A 19,167-nucleotide genomic window follows, 5' to 3' on the forward strand; every position below is an offset into this window, starting at 1 on the left:
TCATAAAATTTCAAAAAAACGACATAAGCGAATTTTGGGCAGCGAAGGGACGATCACGCCGGTGAGATGGCTGGGCCGGTTCCTAAAAAGCGTCGCCAGGCATTGCCATCAAGGACGCTTCGCCCGCGCCGATCGCCCGCGCCAAGCCCTCACTCTCCGGCAGAAGCCGGAGCACGAAGAATTCGGCAAGCGCGCGCTTGCTCGCGTGCAAGGGACTATCGCGGGTCGCCACGGCTGCCATTCGAGCCCACATCCATCCCAAGCAGACGAGGGCAAACAGGCGAAGATAGTCAACCGCCGCCGCTCCTGCTGCGTCGGCACCGGCCCCACGCAAGGCGATCGTCGCGTCTCGCAGAAGGCCAAGCGCGTTACGTACCCGTTCGGCCATTTCGACGCCTTCGCATTTTTGCAAATCCATTTCGATCTGATCGAACAGGCGCTCGACCACAGTGCCGCCGGCCATAGGCAACTTGCGGCCCACAAGATCCATCGCCTGGATCCCGTTCGTACCCTCATAGATCTGCGCAATGCGCGCGTCTCGCACGAACTGCTCCATCCCCCATTCGCGGATATAGCCGTGGCCGCCGAACACCTGCTGCGCCGCAACCGCACTTTCAAATCCGAAATCGGTGAACGCGGCTTTCACAACAGGCGTAAGCAGCGCGACCAACGCATCGGCATCCGCCCTGATTGCCGGATCGGCATGGCCCTGCGCCCGATCCCACTGCAAGGCGGTCCACCCAGCCAGCGCGCGCCCGGCTTCGACAAAAGCACGTACCTTGAGCAACATGCGCCGGACGTCTGCATGTTCGATGATCGCAACAGGGCCCCGGCCGCCATCGCTACTGCGCCCCTGGAGCCGATCCTTGGCATAAGCGGCCGCCTGTTGATAAGCAGCGCCGGCAATGCCGAGCCCCTGGATGCCGACCATCAGTCGTTCGGCATTCATCATGGTGAACATGGCCGCTAAGCCACGGTGCGGCTCGCCCACCAGCCACCCCGTTGCGCCATCATAGTTCATGACACAGGTCGGCTGGGCATGAATGCCCATTTTCTTTTCCAATGCGCCGACCGACATGGTGTTGCGCGTGTCATCGGGCAGCATCTTGGGCACAAGAAACAGACTGATACCCTTCACCCCAGCAGGCGCATCGGGCAAACGGGCAAGAACGAGATGGACGATATTGGACGCCATGTCGTGGTCGCCCGAAGAAATGAAGATCTTCTGCCCGGTGATTGCGAAACGCCCGTCTCCCAGATCTTCCGCCTTTGTTTTCAGCAGTGCAAGGTCGGTGCCGGCTCCGCTTTCCGTCAGCGCCATGGCGCCGGTCCATTCTCCGCTGATCAACGGCGCCAGATAGCGGGTCTTAAGGTCGTCGCTCGCATGGGCGGCGATCGCTTCCATCGCGCCGCGGGTGAGACCCGGAAAAAGCCCGAATGAAAGATTGGATGCGGACAGCATCTCATCGAGCCATAATTGCAGGATGAAGGGAAGGCCCTGTCCGCCATGGTCCGGATCAGCAGCCAGGGACGGCCATCCCGCCTCGACGAAGGCTTGATAAGCTGCGGCAAAGCCGTCAGGCATGACCACTGATCCATCGACCAGCCGCGCGCCTTGCTCATCCCCTTGACGATTGAGCGGATGAAGATGATCGGCACAGAATTTCCCCGCCTCTTCAAGGACCGCCGTCGCGAGGCCGCAATCCACGTCCTTGCCGAGCTCCGTCATCGCTCCATCAAAATCGAGCACTTCCTCCAACAGGAAACGATAGTCGTCGATGGGCGGGATATAGCTTTGCATAATACGGGCCTTTCTATTGCATAGCGCTATACCAAACAGTTGTTACAGCTTCAACCTGTCGATATGTCGTGGCGAAACACACGCGCGATTTGCTCAGCGATGTCTCGGGGCGACAGGCGGCCGGGCCGCACCCAGTCGGCCGCCGAATTAAGTTGAGACAGAAGCAGGTTGCGATAGATGGAGCGGTCAAGCTCAGGCGGCAACGGCAGATTGGCCACCAAGTCCCGAAACCGCGTTTCGAACCGATCTCGCCGCTCGATCAGCGCGGTGCGAACCGTAGCGGGCACCTCGCGAAAATCGTTCATCATCGGCATCGTCAACGAGTCAGGGTCGAGCTGAATCTCCAATAAAGCGGCGCAGGCCGCCTCAAGCCGGGCCCAAGGCTCGAGCTGCTGCGATGCAGCCTGAGCGATCCGACGCTCCGCTTCGTCCAGGGCTGCGTGATGGAGTTCTACGAAAAGGGCGTCCTTAGATCTGATATGATGATAGAGCGATCCTCCCTGGACGCCGGCCGCTTCCCCAATGTCCCGCATGGATGTTCCGCGATAGCCCTTGCGCGCAAATAGGCGCGCGGCGATTTCCAATATGGCGCGTCGGCGCGCGCCGCCCGTTTCCGGTTCGCTGGTCCTGTCATCCCTTATCATCATCCCGGCGACCTAGCATGAAAGGGGACGCCGAATCACCCCGGGACGCACTCGGCGATCCAGAGGGTGTCGGGTAACGACCAGCCATATCGACCGAAGGTCCAATTGCACGCTCGACCGCCTCTGCCATCCTTGATCCAACTTTAATCGATTCAGGAGTGGACGATGCTGCAGCAGGCCATGGAGCGTTTTGCGGGCGAGAGGTTGATCCGTGAGCGCTACGACAATTATATTGGTGGACAGTGGGTAGCTCCAGCCAAGGGCGAATATTTCGACAATATTTCGCCCGTCACGGGCCAAGTCGTCTGCCAGATCGCACGCGGGACCGCCGATGATATCGAACTGGCACTCGACGCAGCACACAAAGCCAAGGATGGCTGGGGCAAGACATCGCCTACCGACCGGTCCAACATTCTGCTCAAAATGGCCGACCGCATGGAGGCCAATCTCGACCTGATCGCGATGGCCGAAACGATCGACAATGGCAAGCCTATCCGGGAAACGACGCATGCAGACATCCCGCTCGCGATAGATCATTTCCGCTATTTCGCGGGCTGCCTACGCGCTCAGGAAGGATCCATCGCGGAAATTGATCATGACACGATCGCTTATCATTTTCACGAACCACTCGGCGTGGTCGGCCAGATCATCCCATGGAATTTTCCAATTCTGATGGCGGTCTGGAAGCTCGCCCCTGCCTTGGCGGCAGGCAATTGCGTGGTTTTGAAGCCTGCTGAACAAACCCCAATGTCGGTCATGGTCCTGATGGAAGTCATCGGTGACCTGCTGCCGTCGGGCGTGCTCAACATCGTCAACGGCTTTGGCGTGGAGGCTGGCAAACCTCTGGCCAGCAACAAGCGGATTTCCAAGATCGCCTTCACCGGCGAAACCACCACGGGCCGCCTGATCATGCAATATGCGTCGGAAAACCTGATTCCCGTGACGCTTGAGCTTGGCGGCAAGAGCCCGAACATCTTTTTCGAAGACGTCATGGACGCTGACGACGATTATTTTGACAAATGCCTGGAAGGCTTCGCGATGTTCGCCTTGAACCAGGGCGAGGTGTGCACCTGCCCCAGCCGCGCCCTGATCCAGGAAAGCATCTATGACCGGTTCATCGCCCGCGCCGTTGAACGGGTCAAGGCCATCCGCCAGGGTAGCCCGTTAGACCCAGCGACCATGATCGGCGCCCAGGCCTCGAACGATCAGCTTGAAAAAATCCTCTCCTATATCGAGATCGGCCTTGGCGAAGGAGCCGAATTGCTGACCGGCGGCGAAAGGGCACGGCTAGATGGCGAACTGGCGGAGGGCTATTATGTCGAGCCGACTGTGTTGAAGGGCCATAACAAGATGCGCATCTTCCAGGAGGAAATCTTCGGCCCGGTATTGTCCGTCACCACGTTCAAGGACGAGGCGGAAGCCCTCGCGATCGCCAACGATACGCTGTACGGACTTGGCGCCGGCGTTTGGACGCGCGACGGCAGCCGCGCCTATCGGATGGGCCGGGCCATTCAGGCAGGCAGAGTCTGGACGAATTGCTATCACGCCTATCCGGCCCACGCAGCCTTTGGCGGCTATAAGCAATCCGGTATCGGACGCGAAACGCACAAGATGATGTTGGATCACTATCAGCAGACGAAGAATCTACTGGTAAGCTACAGCCCGAAAGCGCTCGGCTTTTTCTGATCCGGCGAAGATGCAATTGTCGGAAGCTGCATTCCCTGTTCCAGGGCTTCCGATGGCGGCGGGCGACAATCTTCCCCAGCGCCCGCCGCACTGGTTAGTAGCAAGGACAGTCACCATGGTGCCAGCGCGCGTGATAGCCACGCCGGAAGCGGACGCGATGATGCGGGCGCTTACGCAGACGCATGGTGCGCTGATGTTTCATCAATCCGGCGGTTGCTGCGATGGGTCCGCGCCGATGTGTTTTCCGCGCGGCGAATTCAAGGTCGGAACGCAGGACGTTCTTCTAGGGCATGTGGCAGGCGACATTCCCGTATGGATCGGCAGCGCGCAGTTTGACTATTGGCGCAATACCCAGGTGATGATCGACGTCGTGCCCGGTCGCGGCGCGGGCATGTCGCTCGAAAGTCCGCAAGGTGTTCGTTTCATCGTCCGCTCCCGAGTTTTCACGGATGAGGAATATGCCGCGCTGGAGGCGGCAGGCGGCCCCGTCCGCGGATGCTGAACGTCGGACTGGTCACGCGTCGCCGGCAGGTTCATAAGACCGTATAACAAGGAGAAATCAGGGGGGGAGATACCGATGACGTTGCTGGCTTCACGCATTGGCTTTGCAGCCAGTCACGCTGCGAGCCCTGTTGCCGCCATGGACGAGATCATGGAGCAGCTTGGCGAAGCGCCGCTGGCTGGCCTCATGCTGTTCTGCTCGCATCGGTTCGACCGGGATCCGCTGGCGCGGGCCATCAACCGGCGTAGCGAAGGCGTGTCGGTCATCGGTTGCACCAGTTCGGGGGAGTTGACCGATCGCGGCTATGACGAGGACAGCCTTTCCGCGATCGCTTTTCCAACAGACAGCTTTCACCTCGCCTCCCACTGTTTCCAGGATGTCGACATGTTCGATCCGGTCGCGGCGCGCGACGTCGTCCGCAGTCTGGTCGCCGCAGCGACGCGCGACAGCCGGTCTCTTGGAGAGACAATAAACCAGGTTGCCCTGTTCCTCGTTGACGGGCTGTCGCATCGCGAAGAGTTGCTCACCATGACGATCCAGGACGCGCTGGGCGATATCCCTTTGATCGGTGGGTCATCGGGCGATGGCCTGGCATTTCGGGAAACATCCATATTTGAGGGGGGGCAATTCCACGCGCATGGAGCGGTCGTGGCGATCTTGTCCACGCCTCGGCCCCTGCACGTTTTCAAGGCGCAGCATTACCGGCCGGGCGCAGCCAAGATGGTTGTCACAGGCGCCATTCCGCAGGATCGGGTCGTAACCGAAATCAACGCAGAGCCTGCGGCCAGCGAGTATCTGCGCATCGCCGGCCATGCCGGCGAGGCACTGGGCGTCGAATTCTTTGCCGCACACCCGCCGATGGTCCGCGCCGCTGGCGACTATCATGTCCGGTCCATCCAGAGCGCAAATGCCGATGGCAGCCTGACCTTCTACTGCGCGATCGACGAAGGCATCGTGCTGACCGTGGGAGAGCCGGTGGATCGCATCGCGGGCATGGATGCGCTTTTCACCGACATCGCCGATCAATTGGGCGAAGTCGATCGCATCATCGCCTTCGACTGCGTGCTCAACCGCATCGACGCCGAACAGCGCCAAATTTCCCGTGCCGTCTCGGAACTCTACCGTCGCCACAGCGTCATCGGGTTCAATACTTATGGCGAGCAATATCACGCCCTGCACGTCAACCAGACGTTCAGCGGTCTGGCCATCGGAAAATGACCGGGGCGGCCGCCGAAATTGCAAACTTGGACGAGATAGACGTCGCGGCCTTGCGTCTGGAAGTCGCCAAGCTGCGCAAGATCAATGCCGCATTGATCGACCGGGTCGAACGATCCAGCGATATGGCCGGCAATGCGTTCGCCATGTTCGAGACTGCGATTTCCCTAGAATCCATGGTGCGCGACCGCACCGTCCAGCTGGAGGACGCACTGGCGCGATTGGCAAGCGCGCATGCGGAACTAGCAGCGGCCCACGATAGTGCCGACGCAGCACGCATGCGGTTGCGCGATGCCATCGATTCCATCAACGAAGGCTTTGTCCTCTTCGATGCCGACGACCGGCTGCTGCTGTTTAACGAAGCCTATCTCGGCTTCTGGCCCGACATTGCCGATCAGCTGCGTGAAGGCATGCGGTTCGATGAAATCGCTCGGCTGGCGGCGGCACATCAGACTGCACGGGAAGCTTTGATAGCGCCTGACCGCTGGGTTTCTGAACGCCTTGCCCGCCACAGCGTCACACAGGGCGGCCATGTTCAGGCCCTGGCCGACGGACGATGGGTGCAGGTCAACGAACTGCGGACCAGCGAGGGTGGAATTGTTGGCATCTACACCGATATCACCGAAGCAAAGGCCGAGGATGCACGCGAGCGCACGCGAGAACTGGCCGAGCGCAACATCATACTGCAGGCGACACTCGACAATTTGTCAGAAGGCGTTTGCCTGTTCGACGCGGACAGAAATGTCGCGGCTTGGAATGAGGCCCTGCAACGCCTTCTGCGCTTGCCGGAGGACTGGGCGCAGGACATGGGCAACCATGCGCAATTGGTGCACTGGTGCCGAACCGAGCGGCATCTGGCTGACGAAGGGTACCTGGACTGGCGAGATGGCATTGGCCGAAAGGTCGGCCAGGTTCGCGCAGGGGATCGCTGCTTTGAATTGCGCAGCACAATGTTGGAAGGCGGCGGACAGGTGATCGGTTTTACCGATGTCACCGATATGTTGCGCGCGCAGGCGTCCTTGAAGGAAACGGCTGAAACGCTGGAACGCCGGGTCACGGAACGGACGTGCGAACTAGAGGCAGAGGTAGCCGAGAGGCGACAGATCGAGGCGGAATTGATGGACGCCAAAATTGCGGCGGAAAAGGCCAACCTGTCGAAGACGCGCTTCCTGGCCGCAGCAAGTCATGACCTGCTCCAACCTTTGAACGCCGCGCGCCTGTTCGTGGCGGCCTTGGGCGACAGGCGGCTCGCCTTGCCTACCCGCGCTTTGGTCAGCCAGACGTCCACCGCGCTCGATTCGGTGGAGGATTTGCTGGAGGCACTGCTGGAAATCAGCCGACTGGACGCTGGCGCCATCCAGGCAGAATTGTCGAACTTCCCCCTGGACCGTCTGCTGGACACGTTGCGGGTGGAATTTGCGCCGATGGCGCGGTCGGCAGGGCTGTCGCTCAGTATCGAGGGCGAGCAGGTCTGGGTGCGGTCTGATATCCGGCTGCTGCGGCGGATCCTGCAGAATTTTCTATCGAATGCCGTGCGGTACACACAGAAAGGCGCTGTGCGGCTGCATTGCCACATGTTCGACGCGCTAGTCGAAATCAGCGTTACGGACACCGGCCCCGGCATCCCGCCCGACCAGCAGCAATTGATCTTCGAGGAGTTTCGGCGGTTCGACAATCGCCAGTCCGGCAAGGGCCTGGGTCTCGCCATCGTCCGGCGGGCGAGCGACATGCTCCGGCATCCGGTGACGCTGCGGTCTGTGGCTGGCGCCGGCTCCACCTTTTCGATCATGGTGCCGATCGGCGTGGAAAGCGCAGATGAACGGCAGCCACACGACGCTACGGGAAGGGATCGCACGATGCGCGGGCTGACCGCATTGGTGGTGGACAATGAACGCGCGATCCAGACCGGCATGAGCAGTCTGCTGGGTGGATGGGGATGCAGCGTCGTGACGGCCGGCAGCTTTGCCGAAGCAGCGGGCCAGTTCGCGGCTGGGACGGCGCCCGACATCATCCTGGTGGACTATCATCTGGACGAAGAGGAAACCGGCGATGTCGTCATCGAGCAATTACGGGCGCGTTTTGGTCTTCGGGTGCCAGCGGTGATGATCTCGGCCGACCGCGGCGAAGCGCTGAAAGCGCAGCTGGACGCCGCCGACATTCCCCTGCTCAACAAGCCGGTGAAGCCAGCGCAATTGCGGGCGCTGTTGCGGACGATCCTGAAATAACAAGGCTGTGGCCATCAGTCGCCGCTAAAGCCCACACGGTTCGCCTTGATGACCGCCTGGGTACGGCTGAGCACGCCTAGTTTTTGCAAGATGGCCGAGACATGCGCCTTGATCGTGGTCATCGACACGCCGAGGTCATGGGCAATCTGCTTGTTGAGGCGGCCACGAACAAGATGGCCCAGAACGGTCTTTTGCTGCGGCGTCAGGCTGTCGATGCGGCGGACGATATCATCCTCCTCCACCGAAGGGGGCGGCACTTCGCCCATGGTTTCGGGCAGATAAATTTCGCCAGCGACGATGCGTTGCAGCGCATCGACAATGCCGCTGCGCTTGAGCGATTTGGGGATGAACCCCGCCGCTCCGGCCGCCAAAGCGTCCTGCACGATGGCGCGGTCGAAAGCGCCCGAGACCATGACGACGGGGAGGATTGGAAAGCGCTGCCGCAGCAGTTTCAACCCGTCGAGGCGGCGAACGTCGGGAATATTGAGATCCAGCAGGATGAGATCGAAATTGTCCTGCTTTTCTAGCAGCGCGACCGCTTCTGCCAAGCTCGCCGCCTCCAATATCTCGATATTGTCGAAACTGATCGCGATGACACTGCGCAGGCCATCGCGCACCAGGGGATGATCGTCGATGATCAGCACCCGTTCCATCATGGCGTCCCCGCCCATATACTGACCCATCCCCCGCCCCTGCATTTCATGATCCATGATGCCATGGGCGGAGGCAAGATGCATCGCGCGTGGCGGCAATGCCGGCATGTGCGGCGTATGATGTCCCCGGCCCATGACAATCATCGATCAATCTCCTTTCATTTCGGCTTATCGCGGCAGCTTGAACACCCAGAGCGCCCCGCCTTGGTTGATGTCCTTGAAGCTTTTGGCCACTTCGCCGCCCCACAGCGGGACCGCCCCACCCCAGCCAGACATGACGGCGACATATTGTTCGCCATCCTGTTCCCAGGTGACGGGCGATCCGACCACGCCAGATCCGGTCTGGAATTTCCAGAGTTCCTGCCCCGTCTTGGCGTCGAAAGCCTTGAGATAGCCCTCCGGCGTACCAGTGAAGACAAGGTTGCCGCCCGTCGTCAGCACGCCGCCCCACAAAGGCGCCTTGTTCTTATATTCCCACATGATCTTGCCGGTCTTGGGATCCATTGCGCGCAACGCGCCGATATGGTCTTCGGCAATCGGCTTAATGGTGAAGCCCGCGCCCAGATAGGCCGCGCCCTTCTTGTAGGCGATGGGTTCGTTCCAGATATCCATGCCCCAGTCATTGGATGGCACGTAGAACAGGCCCGTGTCCTGGCTATAGGCCATGGGCATCCAGTTCTTGCCCCCAAGGAAGGAGGGGGAGGCAAAGACCGGCTTCCCCTTCTCGGTCGTCGGCGCGCCGGGTCGGCCGGCTTCGATATAATTGGGCCTTCCGGTCTTGAGATTGATGCCGTCAGCCCAAGTCGTCTGCATGACGAATTTCGAGGCGCTGACCAATTTGCCGTTGGTGCGATCGAGCACGTAGAAATAGCCGTTGCGATCCGCCTTGGCGCCCAGCTTCATCGGCTTGCCATTGATCGTGGCGTCGAAGGGAATGAATTCGTTGACGCCGTCGAAATCCCAGCCGTCATGCGGCGTTGTCTGATAATGCCATTTGATGACGCCGGTGTCGGGATCGAGCGCGATGGTGGAGCTGGTATAGAGATTGTCGCCCGGGCGCAGATGGCTGTTCCAGGGTGCTGGATTGCCGGTCCCAAAAAAGAGCAGATTGGTTTCCGGGTCGTAGGTGCCGCCAAGCCAGGTTGCGCCACCGCCGGTCTTCCACAAGTCGCCCTGCCAGCTGGCGTTGGTCTTGCCGGTGATGCCGTTATCCTTGCCCCGCAACGTGCCCATATGGCCTTCGATCACGGGGCGGTGCCAGATCAGTTCGCCGGTGTTGACGTCGCGCGCCTCGACCGCGCCGACGACGCCGAATTCGCCGCCTGAATTGCCGGTGATGACCATGCCCTTGACGATGATCGGTGCGGCGGTCGCGCTATAGCCTTCCTTATAGTCGGCGATCTGCTTATTCCACACGACCTTTCCGGTTTCGCGGTTCAGCGCCACCACGCGCGCGTCGAGCGTGGCGAAGATGATCTTGTCGCCGTAGATGGCCGCACCGCGATTGACGACGTCGCAGCAGGGCATGATCGCGTCCGGCAGTCGTGCATCATATTGCCATTTTTCCTCACCGGTGCGCGCGTCAAAGGCAAAGAGGCGCGAATAGCTGCCCGTCACATAGATGGTGCCGTCATAGACGATCGGCTGCGCCTCCTGACCGCGCTGTTTTTCGCCGCCCAGCGAGGCGGCGAAGGCGGGCACGAGTTTTGCGACATTGCCCGCGTCAATCTGCTTCAAGGGGCTGAACCGCTGCGCGCGCGGACCCATGCCATAGGTCAGCACGTCGCCGGGCGTTGCCGCGTCGTTCATGAGGTCAGCATCGGTCGGGCCAGCCCCCTGCGCCAGCAGCGGCGCCCCAGCCACGACCAATGCCAATGCGGCGGCGCCGCCCAGCGAACGCAACATACGTCCCTTCATCATCATCCTCCCATTTCTGCGGCGCCGTGCGCGCCCATTGCGCCGAACAGCCTATGCCGGGCGGCGCAAGCGGCAATTGGACCTTCGGTCGGGAGGAAATGGACAGGAGCGAAGTTCATTCGCTTTGGCCGCTTTTGGCCCCGAAGCGACCGCAACGCGCCCACGAAGCGACACGGAAGCGACACCTAAGCGACAGGTGGGAATAGCCACCAAAACCCGCCCATCCGAGCATGAAAAGGATCGAAGCGTGCCTCACCGACCAGGAAAGATCAGAGAAAGTCCAACATTGGGTGATTATCCCCTTGGCATACGTGAATCATTGGGCCGAAATGTGTTAGCGCCATAGGCGCTAAATCCAGGTGACGTATGCCATCTTCCTTTGACTCAAACAGCTTCTGCAAGATAGCAAGTGCTTCCGTAATGATGGGGGCACTATGGAATATCGCGTTCCAGCACAGTTCACTTATGAGTTTGAAGGCCGCGCTACGGTTAGTGAGGTCGCCAAGGCTCTCACTGCTCAAGAGAAGCTATTCCGAGAAGCTATTCTGGTTATCGAAGAGTGCTTCCCCGATATTTTCGTCGAGCATCTGTCGGTGGTCGTTCGGGAAGTGTCCCAAAACAGCCCCCTACGGCATCGACTTGAGGGCGTGCTGGCTGCTGGTGCCCAACAAGGCCTTATCGAAGACATGCCTGTAGACCTTCTCCAAACCTTATTTGGCGTCGACGTCCCAGACTCTTACGACTCGTTCGTCAGCGTCATCATCCTCATCATCGGGCTTTGGGGCGTGGAGAAAGTGATACAGCGGATGAAGAGGGCGAAGGATGACTTCGATAAAAAGCAGATGGAAAAGCGTGAGCAGGCTATCGCAGAAGAGCGGCAAAAGTTGGTTGAAGAGGCTGCGCGCAAGGTCAGCATACCAGAAGACCAACTAATCGAGGCGGTGACCGCCGTACTTTCCAAACGCCCGGTTTCAGTCGGCAATCAGGCAATGGATTTCCTCGCGCCAGCCCGTCGTCACCACGCCAGCGCAGTAACAACGCCGGGTGGGGCTGAGATAGGAAAAGGCGCGCTGGACGCATTGCCTTCTGACGTGGAAATGGCAAGCCACAAGCCGCCCACCCAGACTGAGTCATATGAGGGCGTAACGGTAAAATTCTTCGCTCATGATCGGGAGAACCCCAAGCGATGGGCGGCTTCTATCGCTGAGGTGGCGGATGGTCGCAAAGCCTTGCATCTCGCCCCAGGTATAGACGCAGAAGAACTTTTTACCCGCGACAAGGTTAAAGCTGATGTGCTGGTTACGTCTGTTCTCGACAACGAGGGGGATTACCAACCAAGCGTCTACTACCTAGCTAGGATTTACGATGACCAGCCTTCGTGATGCCCGCGAGAAGGGTAAAATCGACCAGTTCATCAAGGCACATGACACCGACCCAGATGGCGACGCGGACGCCTTCAATCGGGCCGTTCGGGCAATGGCCCAAAAGTTCCCAGCAGTTCCGAAAGCATCGTCTCGGAGCAATCCCGACGATTGAAGCGATATTCCGCTTCCTTCGCGTACTTCCACAGATGCTTGCCGCTCACGTGAATATGGGTGCCGTTGATCGACCGCTTTAGCTGCGACCAGAAGCCTTCGATCCCGTTGACGCTCACACCGTCGCGGCTCGCATATTCCTTGGCGGCGTGGTTCACCTTCTTGTGCTGGTAGCCGATGTTGCCCAACGTGGCATAGGTCCGATATTCATCCGTGTGGACTTCCGTACCGGCCTCGACATGATCCTGCACGATGGGGAAGATTGTGCAGCGAAGGCGGTTCGGCACCACTTTCGTCACAATCTCGCCGCCGCGTTCCATGACGCCGAAAACGATGGTCTTGCCTTCCGCCGGATCGCCGCCACGCTTGCCCCGCTTGTGGACGCCGCCGATGAAAGTTTCGTCTGCCTCGACAATTTCACCAGCGCCGCCGATCGGTGCTTCACCGTCAACGTCGGCCATATGCTCGCGGATAAGGTGCGCCATGCGCCACGCCGTCTTGTAGGTGACGCCAAGCTGGCGCTGTAGTTCCTTCGCCGCCACGCCGTTGCGTGTCGTGGTGAACAGGAAGATGGCGTAAAACCAGAGCTGGAGCGGGGTGCGGGTCTGCTCGAACGGCGTGCCAACAGTCGGGTGCAGGTGATGGCCGCACCACTGGCACGAATAAGCGCGCTCCGCCTTGATCCGATACCAGTTCGACGGGCGCTCGCATGACGGGCATTCAAAGCCCTGACCAAACCGGATTTCGAACAGGTGGTTCAGGCAGGCCTCATCATCGGGAAACTGCTTGAAGAACTGCGCGATCGTTTGGGGCTTCTTGCTCATGCCTCATTGTATAGCGCAATTCCTTACGTATGCCAAGGGGATAATCGCCCAACATTGGAAGCGGCAAGTGAGGGCCGCGATCAGCCTGCGACAGGCTTCTGATAGGTGACGCCATGGGCGGCGAACAGGGCGGCCAGTTCGCCCGACGTCCCCATGGCGGCCAGGATGTCCTCAACCGCGTCGCCCAGCGTGCGGCTGTTTTCCTTGACCGCCATGCCGATGTCCCAACCCAGCGAGGTGAAGGCGGGAAGCGGCATTTTGCGGCGAATGATGGCGGGATTTCCGCGGTCATGCAGCGCTGCTTCGATCTGGGCGCGGCTGGCGAGCACGCCGTCGGCCCTGCCATCGAGCATCGCGTCCACGGCGGCTGTGCCGCTTTTATGATGGACGACATCCCTGGACAGTACCCCGCCAAAGGCGCCGATCAGATAAAAATCGGGAATGCTGTCCAGTTCGGCGGCGAGCCGCCTGCCCTTCCATTGGACGGGCGGCGCATCACAGTCGATATCGCCATTGGCGCAGGCAAACTGGAACGTCTCACGATAATAAGGCGCGACAATCGCAACCTGATCATTGCGCGCGGCAAAGGCCCGGTCAAAAGGCACATGCAGCATGATGTCGGCCGGCATGAAGCCGAGCAGCCCGCCCTTCCAAACCGCATTGCGCAGGTCATCGTCGACGCTTTCATCCGCCGTGATCTGCGCCACGTCGGCGCGTACGCCCAGCTTTTGCGCCAAGGCATTGGCAAGATCGACGTCGATGCCGGTCAGCCGGCCATTTTTTTCCCAGGACCAGGGACGGTTGTCACTATAGACGGCGACCCGAAGGACCCCTGTATCCCTGACCTTGCCCAGCGGCGCCGCGCCGATGCGCGAGGGCAGAAGGCCCAATGTCGCGGCAGCGCCGGCGGTGCTGAGAAAGGCGCGACGGCTGACCATGGGATCAGCCCTCGAACTTGGTTTCGAGCCAGGCGCGGATCGCCCAGCCGGTCTTTTGCCCCAAGACATCCCCAAATGGCGGCATATAGACTTTTCCGTCATGGCTTGAGCCGTGGCGATAGCGTTCGGCGAACCACTGGTCGCCCGACTCACCCTGCTCCAAATAGCGCAGGTCCGGGGCGATGCCGCCGCTTTCCGCGTCGAGCCCATGGCAGCGTGCGCAATTCTGGCCATAGGCGGACTGGCCGATTTCGATCGCCTTGGCGTTGCCGCTATAGGGATTTTTTTCCAGCCATTCCTCGCCAATGTCCGGCAGCGCGGAGGTATCGACCGCCTGCGGCGTCACGTCGCCATGCGCCAGCAGTTGGCTGGCCGTCGTTCCGGCCAGCACGGCAAGCGCGCCCAGCAGCAAAATGCGTCCCGAAGTCATGAGCCTGTCCATCCTCACCCATCATGTCCTGTTCCATGCAAGTGTAGGGGAGCGGCGGAGAGCGCCCCATTGGCCTTTGGTACAATCCCGCCCGCCTGATGCTGCGCCTAGACCATTGGGACGACGGACATTGAGGGAGAGGGCTGGCATGAAGAGACTGCTATGGGCCGCGATGGCGAGTGCGATGCCGGTCCCGGCGATCGCGGACACGCTCTATGTCTCCAATGAGCGGGGCGACAGCGTGAGCGTGATCGACGGCGCGACGCGCACGGTGCTGGCGACGTGGGATGTGGGCGGCCGGCCACGCGGCATCACCGTGTCGAAGGATGGACGATATGTCTATCTGTGCGCCAGCTTGGATCATGCGGTGCAGGTGATTGATCGCGTCAGCGGCAAGCTGGTGGCCGAATTGCCGTCCGGTGAGGACCCCGAGCAATTCTCTCTGTCGCGCGATGGCGGCACCCTGTTCGTTGCCAATGAAAATGACGCCGCGCTGACCGCGATCGACCTTTCCTCGCGCACCGTCGCCTTTCAGGTGGCGGTGGGCGGCGAGCCGGAAGGCGTCGCGCAAAGCCCGGACGAACGATGGGTCGCGGTCACGTCCGAAGAGGATAATGTCGTCACCTGGATTGATCTTTCCACCCGGACGGCGGCAGGCGAAACCGCGACCGAGATGCGGCCGCGCCATGTCGAATTCACCGCCGATGGGCGCCAGCTTTGGATCGCGGCCGAGATCGGCGGCGTCGTCCAGATCGCGGACGTCGCCAGCCGGACGATCACGGACACGCTGCGGTTCGAGATAGAGGGCGTCGCGGCGCATCGCATCCTGCCCTGCGGCATCCGCTTCACGCACGACGGCAAGACCGCGATCGTGGCGCTGGGCCGCGCCGATCATGTCGCGCTGGTCGATGTGGCGAGCCGCAAGGTGCGCGCCTATGTCCCGGTCGGCCGCCGCGTCTGGCATGTCGCGGTCAGCGCCGACGGCCGCCACGCCTATAGCGCCAATGGCCTTTCGAACAATGTGTCGGTGATCGACCTGGACATGGCCAAGGTGGTGGGCACCGTGCCGGTCGGCTCTGCCCCGTGGGGAATCGCCATCGCGCCCTGACCCGGCCGATGCCGCAGCGCCCGGCCGAAAGTCGCAGAACCTAAGTTCAATTTTCCGTCCGCCTGATGCGGCCCACTGTCCGGGCCAGCCGGAACCACCGGCGGCTCAACGGGAGGATGAGATGAAGGGGACACTGCGCCTGATGTGCGCCGCGAGCGCATTCGCGCTTTGCGTCACGGCCGCGCCGGCGATGGCCGGCACCACCGCCGATCTGCTGAAACGACTGCATGAAAAGGGCATCCTGACCGACGAGGAATATCAGGAGCTGCTGAGCGGCCAGGCGAGCGAAACGGCGCAGGCGGCTGCCGCGCCCAGCGCACCGCCCGTGACGCCCGACGCCTCGGGCGGCGCGGGCTTCGTGCGGATGACCGATAGCGGCATCGGGTTGCAGATGGGGGATGTGACGCTGAAATTTTCAGGGTCGGTCAACGGATTTTACGTGCACGACAATGGCGAAGCGCCCAGCGCGACCAACACGGTCGTGGGCGGTGTCGCGACGGTGGGCGGCGACACGTCGGCGATCCGCAACGGCCTGCTGCCCGGTTTCCTGAAGGTCGAGGCGATGACCACCCAGGGCGGCTGGGACGTGGGCGCGCATTTCGGCATGTATCCGGGTATCAATTCAGTCAATTATGCAGCGGGCGGCGGCGCCAACAGCCCCGGCAATCCGCGCGCATTGCAGACCAGCGGCATCGATTTCCGCCAGACCTATCTGACGTTCGGGCGCAAGGGATTTGGCGAGGTGAAGATCGGCCGCGATATCGGCCTGTTCGCGTCCGAAGCGATATTGAACGACATCACCTTGCTGTCGTCGGGCACGCCGGCGGGCAATGTCGCGCCGTCCAACACGACGCTGGGCCGGATCGGCACTGGCTATATCTACACCGACTTCCAGCCGCAGATCACCTATACCACGCCCAGCTTTGGCGGGATCACCGCCAGCATCGGCATTTTCGAGCCGTTGTCGTCGCTGACCGGGCCGGCCGAAACCAACAAGCAGCCCGGTTTCCAGGGCAAGCTGGTCTATGACGGCAAGATGGGCGCGGTATCGACGCGGCTGTGGGCGTCGGGCATCACGCAGAAGCATAATGTCGATGCCGGCCCTGATTATACCGGCTGGGGATGGGATGTGGGCGCCAAGGTCGGCTTTGGCCCGGTGACGGTGGTCGGAACCTATTATGACGCATCGGGCCTTGGCACCACTGCGCTCAACCTGTTCGACATAGATGGGCTGGGCAACAAGCGCGACAGCCACGGCTTCTATCTTCAGGGCCTGGCGACCTTCGGCAAATTCTCGTTCGGCGGCAGCTATGGCGAAAGCCATCTGGATTACGCCAACGCGGCCGATGCGATCGCCAACCCCGCGCTGGTCGACAAGAATAGCAGCTGGGTCGGGCAGGTCCGCTATGGCCTCAATAGCTGGGTGACGCTGCTCGGCGAATATGTGAGCACCAAGTCGCAGGCGCATAACGGCAATGAGGCGTCGTCGGACGCGATCGCGGCGGGCGCGATCCTCTTTTTCTGACCAAAGGACCAATGTCCCGGGGGACGGGCCGCATCCTACAAGGGGTGCGGCCCTTTCCGTTTGCAATCGCGACAAAAAACCAGAAGGGAGAGGCCGCCTGAGGGGAATGCCATGAAGACCTGCCTGCTGCCTGCGTTGCTATTGATCGTTCCGACTGCCGCTTGGGCGCAGACGCCCGGCGATGCGCCGGCGATCATCGTGACGGGACGCGGCCTGCCGCTGCCGCCGGGGACCCCGGCCTATGGATCGGTGGTGATCGGGCGCGAACGGCTGATGGAAAGCGCGTCGGGGCGGATCGAAACGGTACTGGGCGATGTCGCGGGATTTCAGCAGTTTCGCCGGTCGGACAGCCGGTCGGCCAACCCATCCGCGCAGGGCGTGACGCTGCGCGCGCTGGGCGGCAACGCGTCAAGCCGGACCTTGATGCTGCTGGACGGGGTGCCGCTGGCCGATCCCTTCTTTGGTTATATTCCCTTCGGTGCGCTGGCGCCCGAACGACTGTCGGTCGTGCGCGTGACGCGCGGCGGGGGCAGCGGCGCGTTCGGATCGGGCGCGGTCGCCGGCACCATAGAACTGGCGAGCGCGACCCGCGAAGAATTACCCGGCATGGCGCTGAGCGCCCTATATGGCAGCCGCGACGCCAGCGAATTGTCCGCCACCATCACCCCGGATCTGGGCGGCGGTCATGTCTCCCTGTCGGGCCGATGGGACCGGGGGGATGGATTTTATACCACGCCGCGCGACCAGCGAGTCGCCGCCAGCGCGCCCGCCGCCTATGATGGCTGGTCGACCAATCTCCGCGCGGTCGCTCCGATCTCCGCGACGTCCGAATTGCAGTTTCGCGCAACGCTGTTCGAAGATCATCGCACGCTGCGTTTCCAGGGCGCCGACAGCATGAGCGAGGGCCAGGACGCCAGCATCCGCTATGTCGCGCGCGGCCCGTGGCAGGTCGATGCGCTGGCCTATATCCAGGCGCGCAATTTTTCCAATATCGTCATATCCTCCTCCAGCTTTCGCAAGACGCTGGACCAGCGCAACACGCCATCGACCGGGCTGGGCGGCAAGATCGAGCTGCGCCCGCCGGTCGGTCCCCAACATGTGCTGCGCGTGGGCGCCGACACGCGGCTAGCCACCGGCGACATGTATGAGGACGCCTATAACGCCAATGTCGCGAGCAACCCGCGCACCTTCCTGCGCCATGCGGGCGGCGAGCAATGGACGAGCGGCCTGTTCGTCGAGGATGACTGGACGCTGGGCAGACTGGTGCTGACCGGCGGCGCGCGGGTTGACCGGTGGACGATCCGCAACGGTTTCTACCGCCAGGTCAATGCGACGACGGGCGCGGCCACGGGCGAATCCTATGCCGATCGGTCGGGCTGGGAAACGACCGGCCGGATCGGCGCGCTGTTCAGGCCCGGCGACGCGGTGGCGCTGCGGGCGGCGGCCTATAGCGGCTTTCGTCTGCCGACGCTGAACGAACTGTATCGGCCCTTCGTGGTCTTTCCCATCACCACGCGCGCCAATGCCGCGCTGAACCCCGAAAAGCTGAAAGGCGTGGAGGCGGGCGTCGACCTGACACCCATGAAGGGCGTCACCCTGTCGGCCACGGCCTTTTACAACCGGCTGGACGGCGCGATCGCCAATGTCACCATCGCTCCCAACACACGCGAACGGCAGAATGTCGAGCGGATCGTCGCCAAGGGCTTGGAACTGACGGCGGCGGCGCAGATGGGCGATTTTTCCTTGTCGGCATCCTATGCCTATAGCCACAGCAGCGTGCATGCGCCGGGCGAAGCGTTTGACGGCTTCACGCCCGCGCAGAGTCCGCGCCATGCGGCCAGCGGCACGGTGGCCTGGGCACCGCGCGGGGGGCCATCGCTGTCCACGACGCTGCGCTATGTCGCCAAGCAATATGAAGACGACCTTCAAAGCGATGTGCTGCCCGACGCGCTGACGCTGGACGCGGTTGCGCGCCTGCCGCTGGCCAAGGGCGTATGGCTGGTCGCGCGGGGCGAAAATCTGTTCGACGAGCCGGTTGTCACGCGCAATGCGGGCGGGTCCATCGACCTTGGCACGCCGCGCACGCTGTGGATCGGCGTAAACTGGCGTCATTGACCCAAAGTAGGATGGAGCGCCCCCTGCCCTTCCCCTAACCCTTGTTTCA

General features: G+C 61.7%; 15 protein-coding genes. 8 read left to right on the plus strand and 7 right to left on the minus strand.

The window, feature by feature from the left end; translation table 11 throughout:
- Positions 1-82: 82 nt before the first annotated feature.
- Positions 83-1,801 (minus strand): acyl-CoA dehydrogenase, encoded by a 1,719-nt coding sequence (locus LL253_RS15780; RefSeq protein WP_228227777.1) that lies wholly within the window; start codon positions 1,799-1,801, stop codon positions 83-85.
- A gap of 50 nt (positions 1,802-1,851) precedes the next feature.
- Entirely contained in the window at positions 1,852-2,448 is a 597-nt protein-coding gene (locus tag LL253_RS15785; RefSeq protein WP_228227778.1) for a TetR/AcrR family transcriptional regulator, read from the minus strand.
- Positions 2,449-2,610: 162 nt separating this feature from the next.
- On the opposite strand from LL253_RS15785, the gene adh reads away from it, so the two are divergent.
- From adh to LL253_RS15805, 4 genes are all read left to right on the plus strand, one after another.
- Positions 2,611-4,131 (plus strand): aldehyde dehydrogenase, encoded by a 1,521-nt coding sequence (gene adh, locus LL253_RS15790; RefSeq protein WP_009823463.1) that lies wholly within the window; start codon positions 2,611-2,613, stop codon positions 4,129-4,131.
- Positions 4,132-4,246: 115 nt separating this feature from the next.
- Positions 4,247-4,633 carry a DUF779 domain-containing protein gene (locus LL253_RS15795; protein WP_228227779.1) on the plus strand — a complete coding sequence of 129 codons (387 nt, stop codon included), beginning with the start codon at positions 4,247-4,249 and terminating at the stop codon, positions 4,631-4,633.
- A gap of 75 nt (positions 4,634-4,708) precedes the next feature.
- Positions 4,709-5,851, plus strand: a complete 1,143-nt coding sequence (locus LL253_RS15800; RefSeq protein ID WP_228227780.1) for an FIST N-terminal domain-containing protein — start codon at positions 4,709-4,711, stop codon at positions 5,849-5,851.
- Positions 5,848-8,073, plus strand: coding sequence for a hybrid sensor histidine kinase/response regulator (locus LL253_RS15805; RefSeq protein ID WP_228227781.1), 2,226 nt, complete (start codon positions 5,848-5,850; stop codon positions 8,071-8,073). Before LL253_RS15800 ends, LL253_RS15805 begins: the two co-directional genes overlap by 4 nt.
- 14 nt (positions 8,074-8,087) lie before the next feature.
- On the opposite strand, the gene LL253_RS15810 is transcribed toward LL253_RS15805, so the two are convergent.
- Positions 8,088-8,870: a response regulator gene (locus tag LL253_RS15810; protein WP_228222621.1), complete on the minus strand. Its 783-nt coding sequence runs from the start codon at positions 8,868-8,870 to the stop codon at positions 8,088-8,090.
- Between the two features lie 24 nt (positions 8,871-8,894).
- A complete protein-coding gene (locus tag LL253_RS15815; RefSeq protein ID WP_037543898.1) occupies positions 8,895-10,643 on the minus strand; it encodes a methanol/ethanol family PQQ-dependent dehydrogenase in 1,749 nt (582 codons plus the stop codon).
- 434 nt (positions 10,644-11,077) lie between these two features.
- Here LL253_RS15815 and LL253_RS15820 point away from each other — a divergent pair, with 434 nt between their 5' ends.
- A complete protein-coding gene (locus LL253_RS15820; protein WP_228227782.1) occupies positions 11,078-12,025 on the plus strand; it encodes a hypothetical protein in 948 nt (315 codons plus the stop codon).
- 74 nt (positions 12,026-12,099) lie between these two features.
- On the opposite strand, the gene LL253_RS15825 is transcribed toward LL253_RS15820, so the two are convergent.
- The 3 genes from LL253_RS15825 to pedF all read right to left on the minus strand — a co-directional run bounded on the left by LL253_RS15825 (position 12,100) and on the right by pedF (position 14,370).
- Positions 12,100-13,002 carry an IS1595 family transposase gene (locus LL253_RS15825; RefSeq protein ID WP_228227783.1) on the minus strand — a complete coding sequence of 301 codons (903 nt, stop codon included), beginning with the start codon at positions 13,000-13,002 and terminating at the stop codon, positions 12,100-12,102.
- Between the two features lie 80 nt (positions 13,003-13,082).
- Positions 13,083-13,940, minus strand: a complete 858-nt coding sequence (locus LL253_RS15830; RefSeq protein WP_009823457.1) for a substrate-binding periplasmic protein — start codon at positions 13,938-13,940, stop codon at positions 13,083-13,085.
- Between the two features lie 4 nt (positions 13,941-13,944).
- Positions 13,945-14,370: a cytochrome c-550 PedF gene (gene pedF, locus LL253_RS15835; protein ID WP_156784243.1), complete on the minus strand. Its 426-nt coding sequence runs from the start codon at positions 14,368-14,370 to the stop codon at positions 13,945-13,947.
- Between the two features lie 148 nt (positions 14,371-14,518).
- On the opposite strand from pedF, the gene LL253_RS15840 reads away from it, so the two are divergent.
- The 3 genes from LL253_RS15840 to LL253_RS15850 all read left to right on the plus strand — a co-directional run bounded on the left by LL253_RS15840 (position 14,519) and on the right by LL253_RS15850 (position 19,118).
- Positions 14,519-15,478 (plus strand): PQQ-dependent catabolism-associated beta-propeller protein, encoded by a 960-nt coding sequence (locus LL253_RS15840; RefSeq protein WP_228227784.1) that lies wholly within the window; start codon positions 14,519-14,521, stop codon positions 15,476-15,478.
- A 121-nt stretch (positions 15,479-15,599) separates the two neighbouring features.
- Positions 15,600-17,003 (plus strand): porin, encoded by a 1,404-nt coding sequence (locus tag LL253_RS15845; RefSeq protein WP_228227785.1) that lies wholly within the window; start codon positions 15,600-15,602, stop codon positions 17,001-17,003.
- 111 nt (positions 17,004-17,114) lie between these two features.
- The gene (locus LL253_RS15850; RefSeq protein WP_228227786.1) at positions 17,115-19,118 is read left to right on the plus strand and encodes a TonB-dependent receptor; all 2,004 of its coding nucleotides are present in this window, start codon (positions 17,115-17,117) and stop codon (positions 19,116-19,118) included.
- Positions 19,119-19,167: the final 49 nt, after the last annotated feature.

It is taken from the genome of Sphingobium soli (assembly GCF_020782245.1).
Lineage (GTDB): Bacteria > Pseudomonadota > Alphaproteobacteria > Sphingomonadales > Sphingomonadaceae > Sphingobium > Sphingobium soli.